Annotated in this window: 23 protein-coding genes; 10 read left to right on the top strand and 13 right to left on the bottom strand. The window is 71.3% G+C overall.

The window, feature by feature from the left end; all coding sequences use genetic code 11:
- The first annotated feature begins 29 nt into the window (after positions 1-29).
- Together ACGFZW_RS05915 and ACGFZW_RS05910 are read left to right on the top strand one after the other, a co-directional pair.
- Complete coding sequence (locus ACGFZW_RS05915; RefSeq protein ID WP_393891780.1) at positions 30-1502, top strand: DNA-3-methyladenine glycosylase 2 family protein; 1473 nt, start codon at positions 30-32, stop codon at positions 1500-1502.
- Positions 1503-1512: 10 nt separating this feature from the next.
- Positions 1513-2103, top strand: a complete 591-nt coding sequence (locus ACGFZW_RS05910; RefSeq protein WP_393891779.1) for a methylated-DNA--[protein]-cysteine S-methyltransferase — start codon at positions 1513-1515, stop codon at positions 2101-2103.
- A gap of 90 nt (positions 2104-2193) precedes the next feature.
- Here ACGFZW_RS05910 and ACGFZW_RS05905 read toward each other — a convergent pair whose 3' ends face one another.
- Positions 2194-2697, bottom strand: coding sequence for an NUDIX domain-containing protein (locus tag ACGFZW_RS05905; protein ID WP_393891835.1), 504 nt, complete (start codon positions 2695-2697; stop codon positions 2194-2196).
- A 192-nt stretch (positions 2698-2889) separates the two neighbouring features.
- Between ACGFZW_RS05905 and ACGFZW_RS05900 the strand changes: the two genes are divergently transcribed.
- Positions 2890-4014, top strand: a complete 1125-nt coding sequence (locus ACGFZW_RS05900; protein ID WP_393891834.1) for a glycerate kinase — start codon at positions 2890-2892, stop codon at positions 4012-4014.
- Positions 4015-4317: 303 nt separating this feature from the next.
- Here the strand turns inward: ACGFZW_RS05900 and pssA are convergent, their stop codons facing one another.
- The 9 genes from pssA to ACGFZW_RS05855 all read right to left on the bottom strand — a co-directional run bounded on the left by pssA (position 4318) and on the right by ACGFZW_RS05855 (position 15547).
- Positions 4318-5163 (bottom strand): CDP-diacylglycerol--serine O-phosphatidyltransferase, encoded by an 846-nt coding sequence (gene pssA, locus ACGFZW_RS05895; RefSeq protein ID WP_393891778.1) that lies wholly within the window; start codon positions 5161-5163, stop codon positions 4318-4320.
- On the bottom strand, positions 5150-5797 hold the full coding sequence (locus tag ACGFZW_RS05890; RefSeq protein WP_042161276.1) for a phosphatidylserine decarboxylase: 648 nt from the start codon (positions 5795-5797) through the stop codon (positions 5150-5152). Before ACGFZW_RS05890 ends, pssA begins: the two co-directional genes overlap by 14 nt.
- Positions 5798-5967: 170 nt before the next feature.
- Positions 5968-7173 (bottom strand): acyl-CoA dehydrogenase family protein, encoded by a 1206-nt coding sequence (locus ACGFZW_RS05885; protein WP_393891777.1) that lies wholly within the window; start codon positions 7171-7173, stop codon positions 5968-5970.
- Positions 7174-7175: 2 nt separating this feature from the next.
- Entirely contained in the window at positions 7176-7700 is a 525-nt protein-coding gene (locus ACGFZW_RS05880) for a MaoC family dehydratase (protein WP_393891776.1), read from the bottom strand.
- A gap of 5 nt (positions 7701-7705) precedes the next feature.
- On the bottom strand, positions 7706-8671 hold the full coding sequence (locus ACGFZW_RS05875) for an HpcH/HpaI aldolase/citrate lyase family protein (protein ID WP_393891775.1): 966 nt from the start codon (positions 8669-8671) through the stop codon (positions 7706-7708).
- Positions 8668-10680, bottom strand: a complete 2013-nt coding sequence (locus tag ACGFZW_RS05870; protein WP_393891774.1) for a protein meaA — start codon at positions 10678-10680, stop codon at positions 8668-8670. Before ACGFZW_RS05870 ends, ACGFZW_RS05875 begins: the two co-directional genes overlap by 4 nt.
- A gap of 31 nt (positions 10681-10711) precedes the next feature.
- Positions 10712-12049, bottom strand: a complete 1338-nt coding sequence (gene ccrA, locus ACGFZW_RS05865) for a crotonyl-CoA carboxylase/reductase (protein ID WP_393891773.1) — start codon at positions 12047-12049, stop codon at positions 10712-10714.
- A 734-nt stretch (positions 12050-12783) separates the two neighbouring features.
- Positions 12784-13587 carry a TetR family transcriptional regulator gene (locus ACGFZW_RS05860; protein ID WP_393891772.1) on the bottom strand — a complete coding sequence of 268 codons (804 nt, stop codon included), beginning with the start codon at positions 13585-13587 and terminating at the stop codon, positions 12784-12786.
- Positions 13588-13726: 139 nt separating this feature from the next.
- A complete protein-coding gene (locus ACGFZW_RS05855) occupies positions 13727-15547 on the bottom strand; it encodes a 3-hydroxyacyl-CoA dehydrogenase family protein (RefSeq protein ID WP_393891771.1) in 1821 nt (606 codons plus the stop codon).
- 388 nt (positions 15548-15935) lie between these two features.
- On the opposite strand from ACGFZW_RS05855, the gene ACGFZW_RS05850 reads away from it, so the two are divergent.
- Positions 15936-16667 (top strand): HEAT repeat domain-containing protein, encoded by a 732-nt coding sequence (locus tag ACGFZW_RS05850; protein WP_393891770.1) that lies wholly within the window; start codon positions 15936-15938, stop codon positions 16665-16667.
- Here ACGFZW_RS05850 and ACGFZW_RS05845 read toward each other — a convergent pair.
- Positions 16586-17170, bottom strand: a complete 585-nt coding sequence (locus ACGFZW_RS05845; RefSeq protein WP_393891833.1) for a GNAT family N-acetyltransferase — start codon at positions 17168-17170, stop codon at positions 16586-16588. The genes ACGFZW_RS05850 and ACGFZW_RS05845 overlap by 82 nt on opposite strands.
- A gap of 163 nt (positions 17171-17333) precedes the next feature.
- On the opposite strand from ACGFZW_RS05845, the gene ACGFZW_RS05840 reads away from it, so the two are divergent.
- Together ACGFZW_RS05840 and ACGFZW_RS05835 are read left to right on the top strand one after the other, a co-directional pair.
- Entirely contained in the window at positions 17334-18122 is a 789-nt protein-coding gene (locus tag ACGFZW_RS05840) for an SDR family NAD(P)-dependent oxidoreductase (RefSeq protein WP_393891769.1), read from the top strand.
- Between the two features lie 102 nt (positions 18123-18224).
- On the top strand, positions 18225-18584 hold the full coding sequence (locus ACGFZW_RS05835; RefSeq protein WP_393891832.1) for a MerR family transcriptional regulator: 360 nt from the start codon (positions 18225-18227) through the stop codon (positions 18582-18584).
- Between the two features lie 33 nt (positions 18585-18617).
- Here the strand turns inward: ACGFZW_RS05835 and ACGFZW_RS05830 are convergent, their stop codons facing one another.
- Entirely contained in the window at positions 18618-19640 is a 1023-nt protein-coding gene (locus tag ACGFZW_RS05830) for an Rv2578c family radical SAM protein (RefSeq protein ID WP_393891768.1), read from the bottom strand.
- A gap of 156 nt (positions 19641-19796) precedes the next feature.
- On the opposite strand from ACGFZW_RS05830, the gene ACGFZW_RS05825 reads away from it, so the two are divergent.
- Together ACGFZW_RS05825 and ACGFZW_RS05820 are read left to right on the top strand one after the other, a co-directional pair.
- Entirely contained in the window at positions 19797-20240 is a 444-nt protein-coding gene (locus ACGFZW_RS05825; RefSeq protein ID WP_393891767.1) for an SRPBCC family protein, read from the top strand.
- 257 nt (positions 20241-20497) lie between these two features.
- Positions 20498-23116 carry an MFS transporter gene (locus tag ACGFZW_RS05820; protein WP_393891766.1) on the top strand — a complete coding sequence of 873 codons (2619 nt, stop codon included), beginning with the start codon at positions 20498-20500 and terminating at the stop codon, positions 23114-23116.
- Between the two features lie 72 nt (positions 23117-23188).
- Here ACGFZW_RS05820 and ACGFZW_RS05815 read toward each other — a convergent pair whose 3' ends face one another.
- Entirely contained in the window at positions 23189-24367 is a 1179-nt protein-coding gene (locus ACGFZW_RS05815) for a cation diffusion facilitator family transporter (protein ID WP_393891765.1), read from the bottom strand.
- 72 nt (positions 24368-24439) lie between these two features.
- Between ACGFZW_RS05815 and ACGFZW_RS05810 the strand changes: the two genes are divergently transcribed.
- Positions 24440-24796 carry an ArsR/SmtB family transcription factor gene (locus ACGFZW_RS05810; protein WP_393891764.1) on the top strand — a complete coding sequence of 119 codons (357 nt, stop codon included), beginning with the start codon at positions 24440-24442 and terminating at the stop codon, positions 24794-24796.
- Between the two features lie 436 nt (positions 24797-25232).
- The gene (locus ACGFZW_RS05805; protein WP_393891763.1) at positions 25233-26129 is read left to right on the top strand and encodes a serine hydrolase; all 897 of its coding nucleotides are present in this window, start codon (positions 25233-25235) and stop codon (positions 26127-26129) included.
- Positions 26130-26218: the final 89 nt, after the last annotated feature.

Genomic DNA, 26218 nt, shown 5'->3' with positions numbered 1-26218 from the left:
AGCGGTGGCGACTGAGGAATCCTGAGGTCATGCACACCGACACCGAGCGCTGCGTGCGCGCCGTGCAGTCCAAGGACGCCCGCTTCGACGGCTGGTTCTACACCGCCGTGCTCACGACCCGTATCTACTGCCGCCCCAGCTGCCCGGTGGTGCCGCCCAAGCCCGAGAACATGAGCTTCTACCCGAGTGCCGCCGCCGCTCAGCAGGCCGGATTCCGTGCCTGCAAGCGCTGCCGCCCGGACGCCAGCCCCGGCTCGCCGCAGTGGGACGAGCGGGCCGACCTCGTCGCCCGCGCGATGCGGCTGATCGCGGACGGCGTCGTCGACCGCGAGGGCGTCCCGGGCCTGGCCGGCAGGCTCGGCTACAGCCCCCGCCAGGTGGAGCGCCAGCTCCTCGCCGAACTCGGCGCGGGGCCGCTCGCCCTGGCCCGCGCCCAGCGCGCCCAGACCGCCCGGCTGCTGGTGGAAACCACCCCACTGCCGATGGCCGATATCGCCTTCGCCGCCGGCTTCGCCAGCATCCGCACCTTCAACGAGACCGTACGGGAGGTCTTCGCGCTCGCCCCGACGGCGCTGCGCGAGCGCGCCAGGCCGGGCCCGCGCACCGCCGCCCCCGGCACGCTCACGCTGCGGCTCCCCTTCCGGCAGCCGCTGAACCCCGACAACCTCTTCGGACATCTCGCGGCCACCGCCGTCCCTGGCGTCGAGGAGTGGCGGGACGGCGCCTACCGTCGCACCCTGACGCTGCCCTACGGCCACGGCATCGTCGCCCTCTCGCCCCGCCCCGACCACATCGACTGCCGGCTGTCCCTCACCGATCTGCGCGACCTGGCGGGCGCCATCGCCCGCTGCCGCCGGATGCTCGACCTCGACGCGGACCCGGAGGCCGTCGACGCCCTGCTGCGCGAGGATCCGCAGCTCGCCCCGCTCGTCGACAAGGCGCCGGGCCGACGCGTCCCGCGCACCGTCGACGCCGACGAGTTCGCGGTCCGCGCCGTCCTCGGCCAGCAGGTCTCCACCGCGGCCGCCCGCACCCACGCCGCCCGGCTGGTCCTCGCCCACGGCGAGAAGATCGACGACGCGGGCGGCGGCCTCAGCCACCTCTTCCCGTCCGTCGCGGCACTTGCCGAGCTGGATCCGGGATCCCTGGCCATGCCCCGCACCCGCCGCGCCACGCTCACCGGCGTCATCGCGGCCCTGGCCTCCGGCGGCCTGCACCTCGGCGTGGGCAGTGACCGGGAGGAGGCCCGCGCGCGGCTCGCGGAGCTGCCGGGCGTCGGGCCGTGGACCGTCGAATGCATCGCGATGCGAGCCCTCGGCGATCCCGACGCCTTCACCCCCACCGACCTCGGTCTGCGCCGCGCCGCCGCACGGCTCGGTCTGCCCGACACGCCCGCGGCACTCGTCAAGCACTCCGCGATCTGGAGCCCCTGGCGTGCCTACGCCGTCCAGTACCTCTGGGCCACGGACGACCACCCCATCAACCGTCTCCCCACGAACTGAGCCCGCTGCCATGACCCTTCCCATGCCCCGGCACACCCGGCACTCCGACCTCGACCGGCACTCCGAGCACAGCGCCGACGCGCCGGTTCGCACCCACACCGTCCTGGACGACACACCGGTCGGCCCGCTGACCCTCGTCGCCGAAGGCTCCGCCCTCACCGGCCTCTACATGACCGACCAGCGCCACCGCCCGCCCCAGGAGGCCTTCGGCCTTCCCGCGGACCCCCGCGAGGAGCCCTACGCCGCCACCATCGCCCAGCTCACGGCATATTTCCGCGGCGAGTTGACCACCTTCGATCTCCCGCTGGCGCTGCGCGGCACGCCGTTCCAGCGGCGCGTCTGGGCAGCCCTGTGCACCATCCCGTACGGCGAGACGCTCGGCTACGGACAGCTCGCCGCACGTCTCGGCGCCCCGACGGCGGCCCGTGCGGTAGGACTGGCCAACGGACGCAACCCGGTCGGGATCATCGTCCCCTGCCACCGCGTCGTCGGCGCCAACGGCAGCCTCACCGGCTACGGCGGCGGCCTGGACCGCAAGCGCCGTCTGCTCGCCTTCGAGCGCGAGGACAGCGCCCTGTTCCCGGCGGAGACCTGCGGCTGAGGCACGGCAGCCAGGAGCGGGAGCCGCGTCACACCCCGCGGCACACGGGCGGCGTGGCCCCTGCTCGCAGCCGCCGCGGAACAGCGCAGGTCATGCCGATGGGCCGGAAGCACCCGCGGGCGGCACGCCGTCCTCCAGCTCCGCGGGGCCGCCGCCCTCCGCGAGGACCTTGAGGGCGGCAGCGAGGCGCAGTGCCATCTGCGCGCTCACCAGAGTCTGCGCCTCGTCGAAGTGCACCAGGCGCCAGGACAGCAGCTCCTCCTCCTGGAGCCGGACGGCGGCGAGCCGGTCCGCGTCCAGCACCCCACCGTCGAAGAGGTACGACACCAGCGGCGGCCGCCCCTCCCCTCGCACCCAGTCGACGGTGAGCAGCGCGCCCAGCTCGACGTCCAGGCCGATCTCCTCGGCGGTCTCGCGGCGGGCGGCCTGCCGGGGCGACTCGCCGGCGTCCGACTCGACGGTCCCGCCCGGCACGAGCCAGGTGTCCCGATAGTTGGGCTCCACCAGCAGGATGCGGCCCTCCGCATCCCGGAAGACGGCACCCGCACCCGCGAGCACACGGGGCAGTCCGGCGAGGTAAGTGGCGTAATCCATGGTCGTCACGGCGCGAGCCTAGAGCGTGTCCCGCGGATCTTCGAGCTGCACGAGGACGCGTCCGACCCCGCCTGCGACCGGTGTGCCCTGTTCGCCGGGCCGCAACCCGGATAAGGTCACAGCGGCGCGACTGCCAGTTCGAAAGCAAGGGGAAACACGGTGGCGGACGCAGCAAGGACCAACACAGCACATGTGCTGATCGCCGCGGACAAGTTCAAGGGTTCGCTCACGGCCGTCGAGGTCGCCGAGCACGTCACGGCCGGCCTGCGACGCGTGATCCCCACGCTGGACGTGGCGGCCATCCCGGTCGCGGACGGCGGCGACGGCACCGTCGCCGCGGCGCTCGCGGCCGGCTTCACCCGGCACCAGGCCCGGGTCACCGGCCCCACCGGAAGTCCGGTGACGGCCACCTTCGCGCTGCGCGCCGACGGCACCGCGGTGGTGGAGATGGCGGAGGCCTCCGGACTGCAACACCTCCCGGAGGGCGTCTTCACCCCCCTCACGGCGACCACGTACGGCACCGGCGAGCTGCTCCTCGCGGCGCTCGACGCGGGCGCGACCTCGATCGTCTTCGGCGTCGGCGGCAGCGCCACGACCGACGGCGGCGCCGGGATGCTCGCGGCGCTCGGCGCCCGGTTCCTGGACGCGGACGGCCAGCCGGTGGCACCCGGCGGCGGCCCGCTCAAGGCTCTCGCCACGGCCGACCTGTCGGGCCTCGACCCCCGGCTGGCGCACACCGACATCGTGCTTGCCAGCGACGTGGACAACCCGCTCACCGGCCCGAAGGGCGCGCCCGCGGTCTACGGCCCGCAGAAGGGCGCGAGCGAGGAGGACGTCGCGGCGCTGGACGCCGCCCTCGCGCACTACGCCGAGGTGCTGGAGCGCGCCGTCGGCACCAAGGCCGCGGAGCATGCCCTGGCGCCCGGAGCGGGCGCGGCGGGCGGTATCGGATACGGCGCGCTGGTCGGCCTGGACGCGGCGTTCCGCCCCGGCATCGACGTCATGCTCGATGTGCTGGGCTTCGCGCCCGCCCTGGCCCGCGCGACCTTCGTCATCACCGGCGAGGGCTCGCTCGACCAGCAGACGCTGCACGGCAAGGCGCCCGCGGGGGTGGCCGCCGCCGCACGGGCCGCGGGCATCGACGTGGTCGCGGTCTGCGGCCGGCTCGCGCTGCCGCAGGACGCTCTGGTCGCGGCCGGCATCCGGCGCGCCTACGCGCTGACGGAGCTGGAGCCGGACCCGGCGCGCTGCATGGCCGAGGCAGGCCCCCTGCTGGAGCGGGCGGCGGAGAGCCTGGCCCGCGACTTCCTGCTCTGAGCGAGCGGCAGGGACGGCCGGCACCGGGTGATTCCCACCCGGCACCGGCCGTCCCTGCCCCTTGCGGGCGGGAAGAGCCGGCACCGGCCTTCCCCCAGCCCTCAGCCGGGAGAAGCTCTCAAGGGCTCTCCCGGCCCTCCAGGGGTCCACAGAGGCCCGCGCAGCCGCACTCGACTTCCCCGGGTCGCACAAAGCCCTCTCCGCCCACACACGGCCTGCCACGCGCCGTTCGTGGGCGCCCGGAAACGCGAGAGCCCCGAGCGCGGATGCGCTCGGGGCTCTCGGCGTTGTGGTGCGAGTGCGCTACGGAAGCTGCGCGGCACGCGCCTCGCGCCGGTTGTCGCGGAAGGTGTTGACCCGCCGGGCAGTGGCGAACAGCGGGATCATCGCGCCCATCACCACCTGCAGGGCGCAGCCGGTCTGCAGCAGCAGCTGGCCGCCGGGGGCGTCCAGCGCCCAGGCCGCGAGCATGCCCATGCTGAGCACGATCCAGCTGAGCATCGCCACCGCGAGCCGCCCCCGCGGCTTGGGGTACTCCACCCGGCTCACCATCAGCCAGGCCACCCCGATGATCGCCAGCAGCGTCGGCAGGAACGGCAGCTCCAGCAGCACGATGGCGACGACGGTCAGGGCGCCGAACGGACTCGGCATGCCCTGGAAGATCCCGTCGCGCAGCGTGACGCACGAGAACCGCGCGAGCCGCAGCACCACCGCGAGCAGCACCACGACAGCCGCGACCACCGACACCCGCTGATGCGCGTCCTGGGCGACCATGCCCCAGGTCACGACGAAGTAGGCGGGTGCCAGGCCGAAGCTGATCAGGTCGGAGAGGTTGTCCAGCTCGGCCCCCATCGCGGAGCTGCGCAGCTTGCGGGCCACCAGTCCGTCGAAGAGGTCGAACACCGAAGCGAGCAGCATCAGGATCACGGCCATGGCCGCGCTGTGCCGGGCCATGCCGCCGTCCTCGGTCCCCGTCAGGTGCGGGATGAGGACGCCGGTGGTCGTGAAGTACACGGCCATGAAGCCGCAGATCGCGTTGCCGAGGGTGAGGGTGTCCGCTATTGACAGCCGCGTGGACAGCGGCATGTCGTCCTCTTCCTCGGTCTCGGGTGCCCAGCCCGCCTGCGTCTCGGGATCAATCACGGTCAAGACGAGTCACCCCCGCGGTGGTGGCCTGGCCGACCTCGACCGCCGCCTCGACGCCCTCCGGGAGGTAGACGTCGACCCGCGAGCCGAAGCGGATCAAACCGATGCGCTCGCCCTGCTCGACCTTGGTGCCCTGGGGCACGTAAGGGACGATGCGGCGCGCGACCGCGCCGGCGATCTGCACCATCTCGATATCGCCGAGCTCGGTGTCGAAGTGCCAGACGACCCGCTCGTTGTTCTCGCTCTCCTTGTTGAACGCCGGAACGAATCCACCGGGGATGTGCTCCACCGACGTCACCGTGCCGGCCAGCGGCGCGCGGTTGACGTGTACGTTCAACGGGCTCATGAAGATCGCGACGCGGGTGCGCCCGTCCTTCCACGGCATGATGCTCTGCACCACGCCGTCGGCCGGGGAGATGACGCGGCCCTGAGCGATCTCCCGCTCCGGGTCGCGGAAGAACCACAGCATGCCCGCCGCCAGTGCGGTGGTGGGCACGGCGACAGCAGCCCAGCGGCCCGACCGGCGGGACCGGGCGAGGCTGACCGCTGCCGTGGCGACGGTCGGCAGGAGCCACGGCGACGCTCCGCGCGCGAGGCGGACACGACCGCGTTGTGCAGAGGATTGGCTGTGGGGCATGGATGACCTTCGTAGCGGAGGATGCCGCGTATGGGTACGGGGGACGGCGGCTTTCCGGGGATGCTATCGGTTGCGGGCGGCAACTGGCCAAGAGCCAGAGCCAATCCATGGCCGAAGAACGATGACGGGGTGTGATCTTCGTCAAGACGAAAGCGCCCCAAACAGGGCGTTCACCCCTGGATTCGGTACTCCTCCAGTAGCCGGCGACCAATGATCATTTTCTGGATCTCGGCGGTACCTTCACCGATCAGGAGCATCGGGGCCTCGCGGTAGAGACGCTCGATCTCGTACTCCTTGGAGAAGCCGTAGCCGCCGTGGATGCGGAAGGCGTCTTCGACGACCTCCTTGCAGTACTCGGAGGCCAGGTACTTCGCCATACCCGCCTCGAGGTCGTTGCGCTGACCCGAGTCCTTCTTGCGAGCGGCGTTCACCATCATTGCATGGGCCGCTTCGACCTTTGTGGCCATTTCGGCCAGTTTGAACTGGATAGCCTGATGCTGGGCGATGGGCTTGCCGAAGGTGTGTCGCTGCTGGGCGTAGGAAACTCCCAGCTCGAAGGCGCGCTGCGCGACACCGCAGCCGCGCGCGGCCACATTCACGCGGCCGACCTCGACGCCGTCCATCATGTGATAGAAGCCACGTCCGGTCTCGCCGCCGAGCACCCGGTCGGCCGGGATCCGCAGGCCGTCCATGATCAGCTCGGTGGTGTCGACCCCCTTGTAGCCCATCTTGTCGATCTTGCCCGGAATGGTCAGGCCGGGTCGCACCTCGCCGAAGCCCGGCTCCTTCTCCACCAGGAAGGTCGTCATCGACTTGTGCGGCGCGGTGCCCTCCGGGTGGCCCTCGTCCGTCTTGCACAGAACCGCGACGAGGGTGGAGGTGCCACCGTTGGTGAGCCACATCTTCTGGCCGTTGAGGACGTACTCGTCGCCGTCCCGCACGCCCTTGGAGGAAATCGCCGAGACATCCGAGCCCAGTGCCGGCTCCGACATCGAGAAGGCGCCGCGGATTTCGCCCGCCGCCATCTTCGGCAGGAAGTGGTCCTTCTGCTCCTGCGTGCCGTGTTGCTTGAGCATGTACGCCACGATGAAGTGGGTGTTGATGATGCCCGAGACGCTCATCCAGCCGCGCGCGATCTCCTCGACCGTCAGCGCGTAGGTCAGCAGGGACTCCCCGAGGCCGCCGTACTCCTCGGGAATCATCAGGCCGAAGACACCGAGTTCCTTGAGGCCCTCGACGATCTGCGTGGGGTACTCGTCCCGGTGCTCCAGCTCCGTGGCGACCGGAATGATCTCCTTGTCCACGAAGTCACGGACGGTGGAGAGGATTTCCCGCTGAATGTCGGTCAAGCCCTCGGTCTGCGAAAGACGACTCATCGCTACTTCTCCTTCTTGGCCGGAGGAGCCTGCATCTCCGGGCGGCCGGGCTGCTCGCCGCCGCGCTCCTTGATGTAGGTCTCGGTGGGGACCATCACCTTGCGCCGGAAGACGCAGACCAGGGTGCCGTCCTGCTTGTAGCCCTTGGTCTCGACGTACACGATGCCGCGGTCCGTCCTGGACTTCGACGGCGTCTTGTCCAGCACCGTCGTCTCGCCGTAGAGCGTGTCGCCGTGGAAGGTCGGCGCGACGTGCTTGAGGGACTCGATCTCCAGGTTGGCGATGGCCTTTCCGGAGACGTCCGGCACCGACATGCCCAGCAGCAGGGAGTAGATGTAATTGCCGACCACGACATTCTTTCCGAAGTCGGTGGTCTTCTCCGCGTAGTTGCTGTCCATGTGCAGCGGGTGATGATTCATCGTGAGCAGACAGAAGAGGTGGTCGTCGTATTCCGTGACGGTTTTCCCCGGCCAGTGCTTGTAGACATCGCCGACGGTGAACTCTTCGTAGGTACGGCCGAACTGCATCGCGCTTACGCCTCCGGGGCCTCGAACTTGGACGTGCGGGTCATGCCGGCGGCCCGGCCCTTGCCGGAGATGACCAGCGCCATCTTGCGGCTCGCCTCGTCGATCATCTCGTCGCCGAGCATCGCCGAACCCTTGGCGCCGCCCGCCTCGGAGGTGTGCCACTCGTAGGCGTCCAGGATCAGCTCGGCGTGGTCGTAGTCCTCCTGCGAGGGGGAGAAGACCTCGTTCGCGGCGTCGACCTGGCCGGGGTGCAGCACCCACTTGCCGTCGAAGCCGAGCGCGGCGGCGCGACCGGCGACCTCGCGGTATCCGTCAACATTCTTGATCTGAAGGTAAGGGCCATCGATCGCCTGCAGATCGTAGGTGCGAGCCGCCATCAGAATGCGCATCAGAATGTAGTGATAGGCGTCGGCGCCGTAGCCGGGCGGCTGCTCACCGACCACCAGGGACTTCATGTTGATGGAGGCCATGAAGTCGGCCGGACCGAAGATGATGGTCTCCAGGCGGGGCGAGGCGCCGGCGATCTCGTCGACGTTCACCAGACCCTTGGCGTTCTCGATCTGCGCCTCGATGCCGATCTTGCCGACCTCGAAGCCCATGGTCTTCTCGATCTGCGTCAGCAGCAGGTCGAGCGCGACGATCTGCTGGGCGTCCTGCACCTTCGGCAGCATGATGCAGTCGAGGTTGGGGCCCGCGCCCTCGACGACCGTGATGACGTCCCGGTACGTCCAGTGCGTGGTCCAGTCGTTGACCCGCACGACCCGCGTCTTGCCGGTCCAGTCACCGTTGTTCAGCGCGTCCACGATGGTGTGGCGGGCGCCTTCCTTGGCGAGCGGCGCGCAGGCGTCCTCCAGGTCCAGAAAGACCTGGTCGGCCGGCAGGCCCTGGGCCTTCTCCAGAAAACGCGGGTTGCTGCCGGGGACCGCGAGGCAGGAGCGGCGCGGGCGCAGACGGTTGACGGGGGTGCTCATGCGGGGACCTCCAGGGGGTCGAGCTTGTTCGCCTTCCGGATCTCGTCGACGATACGGCCGATGATCTCCGTGATACCGAAGTCCTTGGGTGTGAATACCGCCGCGACTCCGGCTTCGCGGAGGGCGGTGGCGTCGGCGGACGGGATGATCCCGCCGACGATGACCGGCATGTCGTCGACGCCGGTGCGGTGCAGCCGGGCCAGTACGTCCGGCACCAGCTCTGCGTGCGAGCCGGAGAGGATCGAGAGCCCGACGCAGTGCACGTCCTCGGCGACCGCCGCCGAGACGATCTGCTCCGGCGTGAGCCGGATGCCTTGGTAGATCACCTCGAAGCCCGCGTCGCGGGCCCGTACGGCGATCTGCTCGGCGCCGTTGCTGTGTCCGTCGAGGCCGGGCTTGCCGACCAGCAGGCGCAGCTTGCCGCTGCCGAGTTCCTCGGCGGTCCTGGCGACCTTCTCGCGGACGGCCGCGAGCGGGGTGCCCGTCTCGGCGGCGACCGCCACCGGTGCGCTGGAGACTCCCGTGGGTGCCCGGAACTCGCCGAAGACGTCCCGCAGCGCCCAGGCCCATTCGCCGGTCGTGACGCCGGCGCGGGCGCACTCCAGGGTGGCCGCGAAGAGGTTGCTGTCGCCCGCCGCGGTCTTCTTGAGTGTCGACAGCGCCTCCTGGGCGCGTGCCTCGTCACGGTTGTCCCGCCAGTCGTGCAGGGCCTTGACGACGCGCGCCTCGTTGGCGGGGTCGACGGTCATGATCGCGGTGTCGAGGTCCGCGGTGAGCGGGTTGGGCTCGGTCGACTCGTAGCAGTTGACGCCGACGATCTTCTCCTCGCCGGCCTCGATCCTGGCCCGCCGCTCGGCGTGCGCGGAGACCAGCTGCGACTTGAGGTAGCCGGACTCCACGGCGGCCATCGCGCCGCCCATCTCCTGGATCCGGTCGATCTCGGTCAGGCACTCGTCGACCAGGGCGTCGACCTTGGCCTCGATGACGTGCGAGCCGGCGAAGATGTCCTCGTACTCCAGCAGGTCGCTCTCATGGGCCAGCACCTGCTGGATGCGCAGCGACCACTGCTGGTCCCACGGCCGCGGCAGTCCCAGCGCCTCGTTCCAGGCGGGGAGCTGGACGGCGCGGGCGCGGGCGTCCTTGGAGAGCGTGACGGCGAGCATCTCCAGCACGATGCGCTGGACGTTGTTCTCCGGCTGCGCCTCGGTCAGGCCGAGCGAGTTGACCTGAACGCCGTAGCGGAAGCGCCGCTGCTTGTCGTTCTCGATGCCGTAGCGCTCACGGGTGATGCGGTCCCAGATGCGGCCGAAGGCGCGCATCTTGCACATCTCCTCGACGAAGCGGACGCCGGCGTTGACGAAGAACGAGATCCGGGCGACGACGTCCCCGAACTTCTCCGCCGGCACCTGCCCGGAGTCGCGGACGGCGTCCAGCACCGCGATGGCGGTGCTCATCGCGTACGCGATCTCCTGGACCGGCGTGGCGCCCGCTTCCTGCAGGTGGTAGCTGCAGATGTTGATCGGGTTCCACTTGGGGATGTTGGCCACCGTGTACGTGATCATGTCGGTGGTCAGGCGCAGGCTGGGGCCCGGCGGGAAGACGTGCGTCCCCCGCGACAGGTACTCCTTGACGATGTCGTTCTGCGTCGTCCCCGACAGCTTGGTGATGTCGGCGCCCTGCTCCTCGGCCACCACCTCGTACATCGCCAGCAGCCACATGGCCGTGGCGTTGATGGTCATCGAGGTGTTCATCTTGTCCAGCGGGATGTCCTGGAACAACCGCCGCATGTCACCGAGATGGGACACCGGAACCCCGACCCGGCCGACCTCGCCGCGGGCGAGGATGTGGTCGGGGTCGTAACCGGTCTGCGTCGGAAGATCGAACGCGACCGACAGACCGGTCTGGCCCTTGGCGAGGTTGCGCCGGTACAGCTCGTTGGACGCCTCGGCGGTGGAGTGTCCGGCGTACGTCCGCATCAGCCACGGACGATCCTTCTGACGCTCAGTCATGTGAGACCCGTATCTTCGTGGTTCAGACGCTTCAGACGTTCCGGAACCGGTTGATGGCGTCGAGGTGCTTGGCGCGCATCTCCTCGTCGCGCACACCCATGCCCTCCTCGGGGGCCAGCGCCAGCACGCCGACCTTGCCCTGGTGGAGGTTGCGGTGCACGTCGTAGGCGGCCTGACCGGTCTCTTCGAGAGTGTAGGTACGCGACAGGGTCGGGTGGATCTTGCCCTTGGCGATCAGACGGTTGGCCTCCCACGCCTCGCGGTAGTTGGCGAAGTGCGAGCCGACGATCCGCTTCAGCGACATCCACAGGTAGCGGTTGTCGTATTCGTGGTTGTAGCCGGAGGTGGAGGCGCAGGTCACGATGGTGCCGCCCTTGCGGGTGACGTACACGGACGCGCCGAAGGTCTCCCGGCCGGGGTGCTCGAAGACGATGTCCACGTCCTCGCCGCCGGTCAGCTCGCGGATGCGCTTGCCGAAGCGCTTCCACTCGCGCGGGTCCTGGTTGTGCTCGTCCTTCCAGAACTTGTAGCCCTCGGCGTTGCGGTCGATGATCGCCTCGGCGCCCATCTTCCGGCAGATCTCCGCCTTCTGGTCGCTGGAGACCACGCAGATCGGGTTGGCGCCGCCGGCCAGCGCGAACTGGGTGGCGTAGCTGCCGAGGCCGCCGCTGGCACCCCAGATCAGGACGTTGTCGCCCTGCTTCATCCCGGCGCCGTTCTGGGAGACCAGCTGGCGGTACGCGGTCGAGTTGACCAGACCGGGCGACGCCGCCTCCTCCCAGCTCAGGTGCTTGGGCTTGGGCATCAGCTGGTTGGACTTGACCAGGGCGATCTCGGCGAGGCCGCCGAAGTTCGTCTCGAAGCCCCAGATCCGCTGCTCGGGGTCGAGCATCGTGTCGTTGTGGCCGTCGGAGGACTCGAGCTCCACGGACAGGCAGTGCGCGACGACCTCGTCGCCCGGGCCCCAGGCGTTGACACCGGGGCCGGTGCGCAGCACGACACCGGCGAGGTCGGAGCCGATGACGTGGTAGGGCAGGTCGTGGCGCTTGGTGAGCGGGGAGAGGCGGCCGTAGCGCTCGAGGAACCCGAACGTCGACACCGGCTCGAAGATCGAGGTCCACACGGAGTTGTAGTTGACGGAGGAGGCCATCACGGCGACCAGCGCCTCACCGGGGCCGAGCTCGGGCACCGGCACGTCTTCGACGTGCAGCGACTTGCGGGGGTCCTTCTCCTTGGACGGCACGCCGGCGAACATCTCGGCCTCGTCCTTGTGCACGGTCACCGCGCGGTAGGACTCGGGGATGGTCAGCGCGGCGAAGTCGTCGCTGGTGGTGTCGGTCGCGAGGATTGCGTCCAGGATTTCGTTCACGGTGTGCCTCCGGCGAGTGGGATCTCCCCTGCTCGTCGGCGCCCCCTGCTCGACGGGAAGCCGAGAGCTGGGGCGGGCCGGGAGCTCGGGGAAGCGTTGAGGGAAACGCTTGGGTGGAACGTCGGGGGTGGTGCGGAGGTGGTGCCGTCGGTTCGGCCGGGTGGCTCCGTTTCCTCGGCTCCCGCGGTTGTCGCGGGGCGTCGGTCGCGGCGCCTGGCAGCGCTGGTGAGCGCAGTGTCGCCTGGTGACGCAGGCATCCGGGCGAGCAGCCACGGTTGGCTTGCTGGGACAGCCGGCGTACGAAGGTGCACTGCACGCCGGCCGCCCGGACACTCTCAACGTATGACACCGCGTGCCACTCGACAAGACACTGAGTGCCAACAATTTCTCTCAGATGTCATCCGGCGGGCACGCATGAGCAACAGACCCGCTCCTGGGGAGGGCAACCATCACTCTTCGCATTGATATGCGTGCGTCAGGTGGGCATGGGTGGGTTAGCCCATGCGGGTCGCAATGGAGCGGATTTCTCTCAGCGAGGGAACGCGGGCCGGCACGCCTTGCCGGAGGAAGAGCGTGGGCGGGCTCTCGGGGGAGCCGCGGGTCCTTGCGAGGGGCTGCCGTCCGGCAGCGGCCGGGGAGCGGCGATGGGGCCGTTCCGGCCGCGTCGCTCGCGTTCTCCCCCGTCGTGAAGAACGCGAGCGGATCGGTGCGTCAGCGCGTCACCGGATCAGTGCTCAGTTGCGGTCCTTGATGGCCTTGCGGATGGTGCGCATGACCTCGTCCAACGGGGCGTCGGTCCGCGCCACCGCGACCAGGACCTCGCCCTCCCGCGAGACGGCCGCCGGAGGAGCCTCACCGGCCGAGGTGCGGCCCGCGCCGATGCCCGAGCCGAACGTCTCCCGGACGATCTCGAAGGCGTGGTCGAGCTGGGCCTCCACATCGCCCTCGGCGCCCGCCCGCAGCCAGCGGCGCAGCACATGGTTGTGCGCGGTGACCACGGCGGACGCGGCGACCTCGGCGAGCAGCGGATCGTCGTCGCCCTCGCGGTGCGCGCCCTCGTCGAAGTGGCCCAGGAGGTAGCGGGTGAACAGCCGCTCGTAGCGGGCCACCGAGGCGATCTCCGCCTCGCGAAGGGTGGGCACCTCGCGGGTGAGGCGGTAGCGGGCCACGGCCACGGCCGGGGAGGCCGCGTACATCCGCATGACTTCCTTGATGCCGCGACAGACCGTGTCGAGCGGATGCTCGTGCTGCGGCGCTGCGTCCAGGACGGCCTCGGCACGTACGAGGGTGTCGTCGTGATCGGGGAAGATCGCCTCTTCCTTGGAGCGGAAGTGGCGGAAGAATGTGCGGCGGGCGACGCCCGCGGCGGCCGCGATCTCGTCGACCGTCGTCGCCTCGTAGCCCTTGGTCGCGAACAGTTCCATCGCCGCAGCGGACAATTCGCGGCGCATTTTCAGCCGTTGGGCGGCTGCGCGGCGGGTGCCGGGAGTGCTGGTCTCGGGTGTGTCGGTCGACGGCGTGCGAGCGGGCTGGGACATGTGGGGACGGTACTGCATGTTTACGCGGCCTGCGGCATCGGCTGCCGTCTGCGCCCCCCTGACCTGGGGCGGGCCGCCGGATGGTGCCAGCAGCCCGCCCCACGTTCCCCCGTCTTTCGACCGGGGATGTCCCCACCCGTCAGCGCCGGGCGTACTCACGGAAGCCGCGGCCGGTCTTGCGGCCGAGGCAGCCCGCGGCGACGAGGTGCTCCAGCAGCGGCGCCGGGGCCAGCCCGGGGTCGCGGAACTCCGCGTGCAGCACCTTCTCGATGGCCAGCGAGACATCGAGTCCGACGACGTCCAGGAGCTCGAAGGGCCCCATCGGGTACCCGCCGCCGAGCTTCATGGCCGCGTCGATGTCGTCCAGGGTCGCGTAGTGCTCCTGGACCATCTTGATCGCGTTGTTGAGGTACGGGAACAGCAGCGCGTTCACGATGAATCCGGCACGGTCGCCGCAGTCCACCGGGTGCTTGCGGACCTTCGTGCAGACCGCCCGCACCGTGGCGTGCACGTCATCCGCCGTCAGGACCGTGCGCACGACCTCCACCAGCTTCATCGCGGGCGCCGGGTTGAAGAAGTGCATCCCGATGACGTCCTGCGGCCGCGAGGTGGCACGGGCACAGGCCACGACAGGCAGCGAGGAGGTGGTGGTGGCGAGGACGGCGCCCGGCTTGCAGACCTTGTCCAGCGTGCCGAACAGCTGCTGCTTGACCTCCAGGTCCTCGGCGACCGCCTCGACGGCGAGATCGACGTCCGCGAAGGCGTCGAGCGAACCGGCCGGGGTGATCGCCGCCAGGGCGGCGTCCCGGGCCTCGGGGGCGAGCCGGCCCTTGTCCACCGAGCGGCCCAGCGACTTGGTGATCCTGGCCTTGGCCTTCTCCGCCTTCTCCAGGCTGCGGGCGGCCAGCACGACCTCGAAGCCCGCCTTCGCGAAGACCTCGGCGATGCCGCTCGCCATCGTCCCGGAGCCGGCGACTCCGACGCTGCGCACGGTGCGGCCGGCTGCGGCCTCGTCGGCCGCCGCGGGGGTCTCGGCGTCCGGCACGACCTCGCCGCTGCCGGGCTCGGCGTAGCTGTAGAAGCCGCGGCCCGCCTTGCGGCCGGTCAGCCCGGCCTCGGCCAGCTGCCCCAGGATGGGCGCGGGGGCGTGCAGCCGGTCGCGGGAGTCGGCGTACATCGCCTCAAGAACCGTCCGCGCGGTGTCCACGCCGATCAGGTCGAGCAGCGCCAGCGGGCCCATCGGCAGCCCGCAGCCGAGCCGCATCGCGGCGTCGATGTCCTCACGGGTGGCGTACTTGGACTCGTACATCGCGGCGGCCTGGTTGAGGTAGCCGAACAGCAGGCCGTCGGCGACGAAACCCGGGCGGTCGCCGACCGCGATGGGGTTCTTGCCCAGGTCGCGGGCCAGTTCGGTGACGGCGGCGACCGCGGTCGGCGCGGTGAGCACCGAGGACACCACCTCGACCAGCTTCATCGCCGGCGCGGGGTTGAAGAAGTGCACGCCGAGCACCCGCTCGGGCCGCAGGGAGTCGGCGGCCAGCCGGGTCACCGACAGCGCGTTGGTGCCGGTGGCCAGGATGGCCTCCGGCCGCACGATGTCGTCCAGCGCGGTGATCACCTGCCGCTTGAGCTCGTAGTCCTCCGGCACCACCTCGATGACGAGGTCGGCGTCCGCGGCGGCCTGCAGGTCCGAGAAGGTGCGGAACCGGGCGAGGATGTCCTGCCGCTCCCGCTCGGTGATCCGCTCGCGCTCGACGCCACGCGCGGTGGAGGCCGCGAGGGAGGCGACGGCGTGCCGGGCCGCGGCTTCGTCGGTGTCGATGCCGATGACCTCGCGGCCGGCCCGGGTGAGCACCTCGGCGATACCGGTGCCCATGGTGCCGAGGCCGACGACGGCCACGGTGGAAAGGGACGAGGGGGAGACTTCAGTTGAGAGGTCCGGTGTGGACTGAGGGCCCATCGCGAGACTCCAGAGAGTGTTCCCCTGAGGCAGGGGAGAGGTGACGACTGAGGGGTTGAGTCCGCGGACGCGGGCAGCAATGCGCTACGGCGGGGGGCGGCGGTGAGCCGCGGGGGCCGCAGCACTGCGGGAGCGCCGGCGGGAAGGGAGATCGGGCAAGCCCTGTCCCGGGGCCGTGCCGTGTTCTCCGTACAGGTGTCGTGCTGTGCGGTGCCGAACCGATGTCACTCATGGCGGCTGCGTCACCAGGCCGCCCGAGCAGGGGTGCCGCTCGTTCCAGCAGGTTAACCGGTGGGTAACCGGAGCGCCAGGGGTAGTCGGGGTCATTAGGCTGTGGCGCAGGCCACGTCGCACGGACCGGGGTGGCCCGGCGGGAGGGGAGCGACAAATGGAAGAGGAATTCCACGAGTTGACGGACCGGGTGCGGGCCGAACTCCGCTCCCCACAGGATCTGGTCGCCTACGAGCGGCTGCTGGGGCTGGCCCGCAAGAGCACCCCGGCCGCCCGGGAGGAACTGGCCAGGGTGCTGGTCGCGGTCGAACGCCCCCTGTGGGCCAGGGAGATCGCCGCCTTCGTGCTCGGCTGCGCGGGCGACAAGCGGGCCTTCGAGACGCTGGTGCTGCTGCTGAACTACCGCGATCCGGTGCGCTGCGCCACCGCCGCCCACGCCCTGGGCCGGCTCGGCGACCCCCGTACCGCCCGCGCGGCCGCCGCCCTGGCAACCAACCCGCTGCGCACCGCGTACGCCCTGCATCCCGTACGGCTGCTGGCCGAGCTGCGCGCGCCGCAGTCCGTGCCGGCGCTGGTCGCGACGCTGGAGCGGCTGCTCACCCCGCACAACCCGTACTGGCGGGTGGCGCTCGCCTGCGTCGAGGGTCTCGGTGCGCTGGGCGACCGGCGGGCCGTCCCCACCCTCGCCGCAGCCGCCGGACATCCGCGGCTGGCGGCCGCCGCGGCGGCGTCACTGGCGCGGCTGGGGGTCCAGGAGGACGCGGCGACGGCCCGGCCGGGCGATGCCGGCGGAGGGGGCGGCCGGGTTCACGCTCCCCGAAGGGGCGAGGACGAAGCGGTGCACGACGGTCCGGCGGACGGCGGGCCGGCCGCCGACGGGCGCCGGTAGCGCAGCTCGGGGACGCTCCTGCCCCCGACCTCGTACGCCTCCTCCGAACCGTCCGGCACGAACCCGGCCCGTTCGTAGAACCGCCGGGCGCGCGCGTTGCCGCGGACCACCCACAGATACAGGGTGCCGAAACCGGCGGCGCGGGCCCGGCCCATGGCCGCGGCCAGCAGGGCGCGTCCCACTCCGGTGCCGATCAGGGCCGGCATGACGTAGAGGGTGAGGAGTTCCCCCGGCGGCTCGCCCCCGGTCAACGCGCCCTCGGGCGGGGCGATATCGGGGTCACGGGCGGGTCCGACACACGCCCAGCCGACGACCTCGCCGTCCCGCTCCGCCACCAGGTCGGACATCTTTGGCGGCCGTCGCCCGAACCACGAGCGCCGCCGCTCGGCGTCGGCCGCGACGCTCATGGCGTCCAGATACGCCTGCGGCATCAGCCCGCGGTAGGCCGCCTGCCAGCCCCGTACCCGGAGCGCCGAGACGGCGTCGATGTCCGCCTCGGTCATCTCGCGTATCCGTACCCCGTCCGGCGGCCGCGCCGGCATCCGTTCCACAGACCCCTTCATGTCCGAGAGGGTAGGAAGCGTGGGTGAGGGGTCAAGGGCTTTTCGCGCTCCGGCAGCGCGGCGCTTGACCTTGCCCCAGGGGTAAGGGTTCGACACTCCCGGCATGGACAGGACCTCGCAGACCGCGCCCGGCGCGACCCGAACCCCGCGCAGAATCGTCATCGTCACCGGTGCAGGCACCGGTATCGGACGCGCCACCGCCCACGCCTTCGCCGACCGGGGAGCTTGCGTGCTGGCGGTCGGCCGCCGGGCCGCGCCGCTGGCGGAGACCGCGGCGAACGCCACCGGGGACGGCGAGATCGTTCCGTACGTCGCCGACATCACCGCGGACGGCGCACCCGAGGAGATCGTGCGCCACGCGGTCGAGACCTACGGGCGGCTCGACGTGCTGGTCAACAACGCCGCGGTGGTGGGCAGCGGGGCTCTGGGCACCTACAGCAAGGAGGGGATGGCCCCGCTCCTGGCGACGAACCTCGTCGCGCCGGTCCTGCTGACCCAGGCCGCCGTGCCGCACCTGGAGCGGACCGGTGGCGTGGTGGTCAACATCAGCACCTCGGTCGGCCAGCGGGGCTGGCCCGGCAACTCGGTCTACGCCGCCACCAAGACCGGCCTCGAACTCCTCACCCGCAGCTGGGCGGTGGAGCTGGCACCGCGTGGCGTACGGGTGGTGGCGGTCGCCCCCGGTGCGATCGAGACCCCGATCGCACTCCACCAGGGCTGGTCAGCGGAGCAGCGGGCGGCGGTCCGCACGTGGCAGATCGAGCACACGCCCATGGGGCGGGTGGGCCGTCCCGAGGAGGTCGCCCGGGCCGTCACCTGCCTGGCCGGGCCGTCCGCGTCGTTCGTGACCGGAGTGGTCCTTCCGGTCGACGGGGGAGCGGTGGTCGGCTGAGCGGACCGCCGGCCACGACCGGCCGGGGCAAAAGTCGGCACGACGACGCCACGACCCGCCACCGCCCTGGTAGAAACGGAGCCGGAGGGGGAGGTGGTTTCGTTGCGGATCGGGGAACTGGCCCGGATCACGGGCGCGTCGCCGCGGGCGCTGCGGCGCTACGAAAGCGATGGCCTGATTCATTCGGAGCGAGCGGCGAACGGCTATCGCGTCTACGACAGCGGCTCGGCCGTCCGCGTGCGGAACATCCGGCACCTTCTGGCAGCCGGGCTCACGCTCGCCGACGTCCACTGCTTCGCCGCTTGCCTGGACGGCGACATGGCCACCGCCCCGCCCTCGGCCGAGGGCCTGCGGATCGCCCGGGAGCGGCTCGCCGTCATCGACGCGCGCATCGCCGCCCAGACCGAGGCACGCGATCGTCTGGCGCGCGCCCTGGACGCGGCTCCGACCGCGGTGGCGTAGGGCCGGTGGACGCCCGGAGGCAGCCAACGAGGCTCAGAGCAGGGTCAGTTGGGTGGGCCCCGCCGTGGGCTCGTCCCGGCCGGCGGGCTCCGGCGGCGGAAGGCGACGGGTCTCACCGGAGCGGGCGGGGCCGATGCCGTACTCCGTGGCGAGTTCGTGGACCTGGCGGGTGATCCGGCGCTGGTACCACTTCGGGGCGTACGAGCCGCCGGCGTACATCCGCTCGTAGCGCGGCACCAGCCGGGGGTGGTGGCGCCCCAGCCATTCCATGAACCACTCCCGGGCGCCGGGCCGCAGATGGAGCACGAGCGGGGTGACGGAGCCGGCGCCGGACTCCGCGATGGCCCGGACCGTGGCGCGCAGCTGGTCCGGCGCGTCGCCGAGGAACGGGATCACCGGCGCCATCAGCACGCCGCACGGAATGCCGTGCGCGGTGAGCGTGCGCACCACGTCGAGGCGACGGTCCGGGGCGGGCGTGCCGGGCTCGACCGTGCGCCACAGCTCGCGGTCGACGAAGCCGACGGAGACCGAGATGCCGACGTCGGTGACCTCGGCGGCCTGCCGCAGTAGCTCCAGGTCGCGCAGGATCAGCGTGCCCTTGGTGAGGATCGAGAAGGGATTGGCGTGGTCGCGGAGGGCGCCGATGATGCCGGGCATCAGGCGGTAGCGGCCCTCGGCGCGCTGATAGCAGTCGACGTTGGTGCCCATGGCTATGTGCTCGCCGCGCCAGCGGCGCGCGGTCAGCTCGCGGCGCAGCAGATCCGGGGCGTTGACCTTCACCACGATCTGGGAGTCGAAGCCGAGCCCGGTGTCCAGGTCGAGGTAGCTGTGGGTCTTGCGGGCGAAGCAGTAGACGCAGGCGTGCGAGCAGCCCCGGTAGGGGTTCACGGTCCATTCGAACGGCATCCGGGAGGCGCCCGGCACACGGTTCACGATCGAGCGTGCCCGCACTTCATGGAAGGTGATCCCACGGAATTCGGGGGTGTCGATCGTCCGGCTGACGACGTCCGTGCCGAACAGCGCGGACGGGCTCTCGCCCAGATTGTCCCAGCGCATCGGGCCTCCTCCTGAGTCGTGCCGAGTCCCCCCGTTCATATTAGAACAGGTGTTCCCTTGAATGTCCGTCGACCCGGAATTTGGGCGTGCCGCCCGGTGGTGGTTGGCTTGGCGGCGCACCGCAGGACCGGCAGCCGATACTGGAGGAAGACACACATGGGTCAGGTCGAGGCCACCACGCAGCGCGAGATCGCGGCGGACCCGGAGGACGTGTTCGACGCGCTCGCCGACTACAACGGCACGCGCCGGCAGCTGCTGCCCGAGCACTTCAGCGAGTACGAGGTCCGTGAGGGCGGCGACGGCAAGGGCACCGTCGTCCACTGGAAGCTCCAGGCGACGAGCAAGCGGGTGCGCGACTGCCTGCTGGAGGTCGACGAGCCGACCGACGGCCAGCTCGTGGAGAAGGACCGCAACTCCTCCATGGTGACCACCTGGGTCGTCACCCCGGCCGGCGAGAAGCGCGCCCAGGTCGTCGTGACCACCACCTGGCAAGGCGCCGGCGGTGTCGGCGGCTTCTTCGAGAGGACGTTCGCACCCAAGGGGCTTGGCCGGATCTATGACGCGATTCTCGCCAATCTCGCCACCCACATGGAGAAGTGAGCGTCACGCCGGCCGCGCCGTCACCCTTTCGGGGTTTCGGCGTGCTCACCGGTTCGGGTGGTTTCCGATGTGCCGGGGTGTCCTGACCGCGTCAGGCCCGTTCGGCAGAAACCCCTGATGGGGGCCCAATAGGCGCCCCGGGCAACGTACTTGGCGCCCGTCCCGCCCCGCACGCTCCGATTCGCCGCGCTTGATCCCTGTTGTCGCCCGATGCGAGAAATGGGCGGCGACAGCAGGCGTGACGAGGGGAGCAGTACGTGGGCGGGACCACCCTGACCGAGCGGGACGAGCGGGTCGATCCGCCTGCCTCCGGCACCCCGGCGGACCCGGCGCGCGAACGGGGCCCCGATACCGGGGAGATCGGGGCGGGGGCGCACGTCCCGGCCCGCGAGGACGCCGGACCGGCCGCGACGGGTGACGAGTCCACGGCGCCCGCCCCCGGCGCAGCCACTGTCCAACTCAGCCCCCGCCGGGTGCGGTTGGTCTTCGTCGGCCTGATGCTGACGCTGCTGCTCGCGGCGCTCGACCAGACCATCGTCGCCACCGCCCTGCCGAAGGTCGTCGGCGAACTGCACGGTCTGGACAAGATGTCCTGGGCGGTGACGTCCTACCTGCTGGCCTCGACCATCGGTCTGCCCCTCTACGGCAAGCTCGGTGACCTCTTCGGCCGCAAGCCGGTCTTCGTCTTCGCCATCCTCGTCTTCATCGTCGGCTCGGCGCTGGCGGGCTGGTCGCGCTCGATGGACGAACTGATCGCCTTCCGCGCCGTCCAGGGCGTCGGCGGCGGCGGTCTCATGATCGGCGTCCAGGCGATCATGGCCGATGTCGTACCGCCCAGGGAGCGCGGCCGCTACATGGGTCTGATCGGCGCCGCCTTCGGACTGGCCTCCGTCGCCGGGCCGTTGCTCGGCGGCTTCTTCACCGACCACGCCTCCTGGCGCTGGTGCTTCTACATCAACGTCCCGTTCGGCGTCCTGACGCTCCTCGTCATCGCCGTCGTCCTGAAGCTGCCCAGGCCCGCGGGCCGGCCCAAACTGGACATCGCCGGCGCGCTGCTGCTCGCCGCGTTCTCCACCTGCCTTGTGCTGCTGACCAGTTGGGGAGGCACGGAATACGCGTGGGGCTCCCGGGTCGTCCTCGGGCTCGGCGCCGGAGCGCTCGCCTCGGCTCTGCTGTTCCTCGTCGTCGAGCGCTTCGCCACCGAACCGCTCATCCCGCTCCGGCTGTTCCGCGACTCGATCTTCAACCTCACCGGACTGATCGGCGCCGTCGTCGGCGTCGCGCTCTTCGGTGCCGCGAGCTATCTGCCGACCTTCCTCCAGATGGTCGACGGCGCGACCGCCACCGAGTCGGGGCTGCTGATGCTGCCGATGATGGGCGGCGTGGTGATCGCCTCGATCGTCTCCGGCCAGCTCATCAGCCGTACCGGTCACTACAAGGTCTTCCCGCTCCTCGGCTGCGCGGTGGCCGCGGAGGGCATGTGGCTGCTGTCGCGGATGGAGGAGGACACCTCGCGGGGTGTCTACAGCCTCTGGATGGGCATCCTGGGCCTCGGCATCGGCTTCGTCATGCCGGTGCTCGTGCTCGCCGTGCAGAATTCCGCACGCCCCGCCGACCTCGGCACCGCGACCAGCGCCAACAACTACTTCCGGCAGATCGGCGGCAGCGTCGGCGCGGCCGTCTTCGGCACCCTCTTCGCCAGCCGGCTCGCGGACGGGCTCGGCCGCGAACTGCCGCGCGACGCGCGGCTGCCCGACCCCGAATCGATCACCCCGCAACTGGTGCACGAGCTGCCCACCGCACTGCGCGAGGGCTACATCACCGCGTACGCGCAGGCCATGCCGGGGATCTTCCTCTACCTCGTGCCGGTGCTCGTCCTGGGCTTCCTGCTCGCCCTCTTCCTGAAAGAGAAACCTCTGGTGTCCCACGCCCCGCAGACCTCGCAGGCCCCCTACGCCGACCCGGACGCCCCCGCCGTGCCGCAGGCGCGTTCCGCCCCCGGTACCGACCCGGCCCCCGCCACCGGCGGGTTCGGCCCCGCGCCGGACTCCTACGGCTCGGCGACCACCTACACCCACGCCAACGCCTACGCCGCGACCGGCCAGCCCCCGGCGATGGCAGGGATCCCGGTGTGCGGCACCGTCCAACACCACGACGGCACCATCGTCCCGCGCGCCGCGCTGACCCTCATCGACGTCGCGGGCCGGCAGATCGGCCGCGGCGCCACCGGTGAGGACGGGCGGTACGCGCTGAGCACGCCGGGCGCGGGAGCGTACGTCCTGATCGCCGCGGCGGGCGGGCATCAGCCGCAGGCGGTCAGCGTCACCGTCGGCGAGCGGCCGGTCGACCTGGATGTCGTCCTCGGCGGCGCCGGCCGCCTCGCCGGCACCGTGACCACGGGCGACGGCACGCCGGTACGCGACGCCATGGTGACCCTCACCGATGTGCGCGGCGAGGTGGTGGCCAGCACCCGCAGCGGACGCGAAGGCGGCTATGTCATCGGGGAGTTGGTGGCAGGGGAGTACACCCTCGCCTCAAGCGCCCCGGCCTTCCGGCCCGCGGCGCTGCCGGTGACCGTCCAGGCCTCCCGTGAGACCCGCCAGGACATCGAACTCGCGGGCGGGGCCGTGCTGCGCGGCACGGTACGCGCGGGCGGCGGGCGGCCGGTCGAGGACGCCCGGGTCACGCTGCTGGACGCGGCGGGCAACGTCGTCGACACCGCGACCACGGGCCCCGACGGCCTCTTCCGTTTCGTGGATCTGTCGGCCGGCGAGTACACCGTCATCGCCGCCGGATACCCGCCGGTCGCCACCGTCCTCCAGGTCGCCGGCGGCGGACGCACCGAGCGGGACCTGCAGTTGGGGCACGAGGACTGACCTGCCGCCCCGGGCGCGGAGGAGGGCCCGCGCCCGGGGATGTGCCGCGGCGGTGATGCCGTGCCCGGCCGGTCAGGTCGTGAAAGCTCGCCCGTGGTGGGCGAGTTCGGCGTGTGGATCGCCGCCGCCGGTGCGGGTGGGGTCGGGATGGATGAGTGCCCCGGCCAGCCGGGGGACCGCGTGCAGCAGGGCGTGCTCGGCGGCCACGGCGACGTGGTGGGCGGCGGACAGCGGAAGTGTGCCGTCGATGACGACCGCGGCCTCGGCCCGCAGCCGGTGGCCTATCCACCGCATCCGCAACTCGCCCACCGCCAGCACACCGGGGACCTGACGCAGGGTCTGCTCGGCGGTGTCGACCAGCGCCGGGTCCACCGCGTCCATGAGGCGGCGGAAGACCTCCTTGGCCGCGCCGCCGAGAACCAGCAGGATCGCGCCGGTGATCAGCAGGCCGACGACCGGGTCCGCCAGGCGCCAGCCGATGGCTGCCCCGCCCGCGCCGAGCAGTACGGCCAGGGAGGTGAAGCCGTCGGTGCGGGCGTGCAGCCCGTCGGCGACCAGCGCTGCCGAGCCGATCCTGCGACCGGTGCGGATGCGGTAGCGCGCCACCCCTTCGTTGCCGAGGAAGCCGATCACCGCGGCGACGGCGACGGCCGGGAGGTGGCCGATCTCGCGCGGGTGGAGCAGGCGGTCGATCGCCGTCCAGGCCGTGAACACGGCGGACGCGGCGATGGTGAGCAGGATGACCAGACCCGCGAGGTCCTCGGCCCGGCCGAATCCGTAGGTGAACCGCCGCGTCGCGGTCCGCCGCCCCAGAAGGAACGCGATGCCCAGGGGCACCGCGGTCAGTGCGTCAGCCGCGTTGTGCACGGTGTCGCCCAGCAGCGCAACCGATCCGGACAGCGTCACGACCAGCGCCTGCGCCACGGTGGTCAGGCCCAGGACGACGAGGGAGATCCACAGGGTGCGCATGCCTTCCGCCGAGGTCTCCAGGGCGGCGTCGACCTTGTCGGACGCCTCGTGGCTGTGCGGCGTGACCATGTGCCGGAGCTGATGGGACCAGCGTGACCAGCGGCCCTGCGCGGGGCAGTTTTCCCCCTGGGGGTCACTGCCGTGCCCGTGCCGGTGCTCGTGGGGTCCATGGGAGTGCGGGGTGGCCCTGTCGTGGCGGTGGCCGTCGGCGGGGAGGCGGCCGTGCGCCTTGCCGGACGGGTCCTTCTCCGGGTCGTCGTGCAGGTCACTCGCGTCGTTCACGGCAGTTCCCACCTTCCGCTCCAGGGGCACCGGTGGTGGACACCGGTCGACTCCTCGGACCATTATGTGCGTATGAGCGCACGCATGCACCTATCAGATGCGCACGGTCCGCAAGAGCAAGACGAGGGCGCTCGGCTGGCCGTGGCCGCCGAGGTGCTGGGCCTGCTCGCCGACCGCACCCGGCTGGCCCTCCTGGAGCGCCTCGCGGAGGGGGAGGCGGATGTGAGCACGCTCACCGAGGCGTGCGGTGCGGCGCGCCCCTCCGTCAGTCAGCACCTCGGGCGGCTCCGCCTGGCCGGTCTCGTGACCCACCGCAAGGAAGGCCGCCGGGTCGTCTACGCCCTGCGCCACGGGCATCTGCGTCGCCTGGTGGAGGAGGCGTTGAGCGTCGCCGACCACCAGCTCGGCCACCTCCCGCCGCACGACTGACCTCACCGGTCGCGCTGCCTCGCGGGCAGCCGGGCAGAGCTCCTCACCTCAGCCTTCCGCTGTCGGGGTTGGTGAATGTCACAGCCCAACAGGTCGGGCAAAACGGACATTTCTACCTGGTTTTCGGGAGTGCTCCCGCAGGGGCCGCGTAGGGTCTTCCGTGGCGATGAACGCAGCCGCGAGCCCGGAGCAGATCGAGGCCGGCCCGCGTTCAGCGACTTCCGAGGCCCTGCACAGGCGCCCGGATCGATCGGCCCGCCCGCACCCCACTTCGCGGAACGCCGCGCGACGAAGCGCGATGAAGTGCGGCGCGAAGGCGGCAGAGGACGGCAGGCACGGCGCGCGACGCCGGCCCGTCACCGGTCGCGCCGGGCCCGGCACCGGACCTGGCGACACCCAGTGGGACGGAAACGGACGGATCATGCACGCATCACGGATGAGCCGCGGCACGCGCCGCGGGCTGGCCGCGCTGGTGGCTGCCGCCGCCCTGCTCGCGGCTCTCGGCACCGTCTTCACCATGACGCGCTCCTCGGCCGCACCGGCCCCGGCCACGCCGACCACCGCCAGTGCCGCGGTGGGCGGCGCGAAGGTCGAGTGCACCTCGAAGAAGCCGGGCCTGGCGCCCGAGCTCTCCCGGGACATCGCCCACGCCCTGCACGGGCGGCAGGGCGCGGCGGCACTGGCCGTCTACGACCGGGACACCGGCACCACCTGCGACTACCAGGCCGGTACCGCCTTCGACTCCGCGAGCGTGGTGAAGGTCACGGTGCTCGGCGCGCTGCTCCGGCAGGCCGACGAGGCGCACCGCAAGCTCACGCCCAAGGAGGTGGAGCTGACCACCGCCATGATCACCAAGTCGGACAACGACGCCACCTCCGCGCTCTGGCGGCAGATCGGGGAGGACGGGATCAAGCGGTTCCTCTCCCTGGCCGGAATGCGGCACACCGTCCCCGGCGCCGACGGGGCCTGGGGCCTCACCCAGGTCACCGCGAGCGACGAGCTCAAGCTGATGGAACTGCTCACCCGCAAGAACACGGTGCTCAGCGCGCACGCCCGCGGCTACGCGCTCGACCTCATGGAGCGGGTCGCCCCCGACCAGCGCTGGGGCACGCCCGCCGGAGTGCCAGGCGGCACCACGACGCATGTGAAGAACGGCTGGCTGCCGCGCGAGAACAACGGCTGGCGGGTGCACAGTGTCGGCGCCTTCACCGGCGGCGGGAACGACTACGGCATGGCCGTCCTCTCGCAGGGAAACCGCACCATGGACTACGGCGTCGACACCGTCGAGGAAGCCGCCGAGGTCATCCACCGGGATCTGGCCGAGGCCGGCTGACCGGTCGCCCCGGTGAGGCCCGGCCTCCCCGGACCCGCCCTACCGCGCCGGTCGATGATGTTGACGCGAGTCCGCGGGGGCCGCCTCTT

This window comes from Streptomyces sp. NPDC048248 (genome assembly GCF_043201875.1).
Lineage (GTDB): Bacteria > Actinomycetota > Actinomycetes > Streptomycetales > Streptomycetaceae > Streptomyces.
This window is presented reverse-complemented; position numbering and strand designations above follow the sequence as displayed.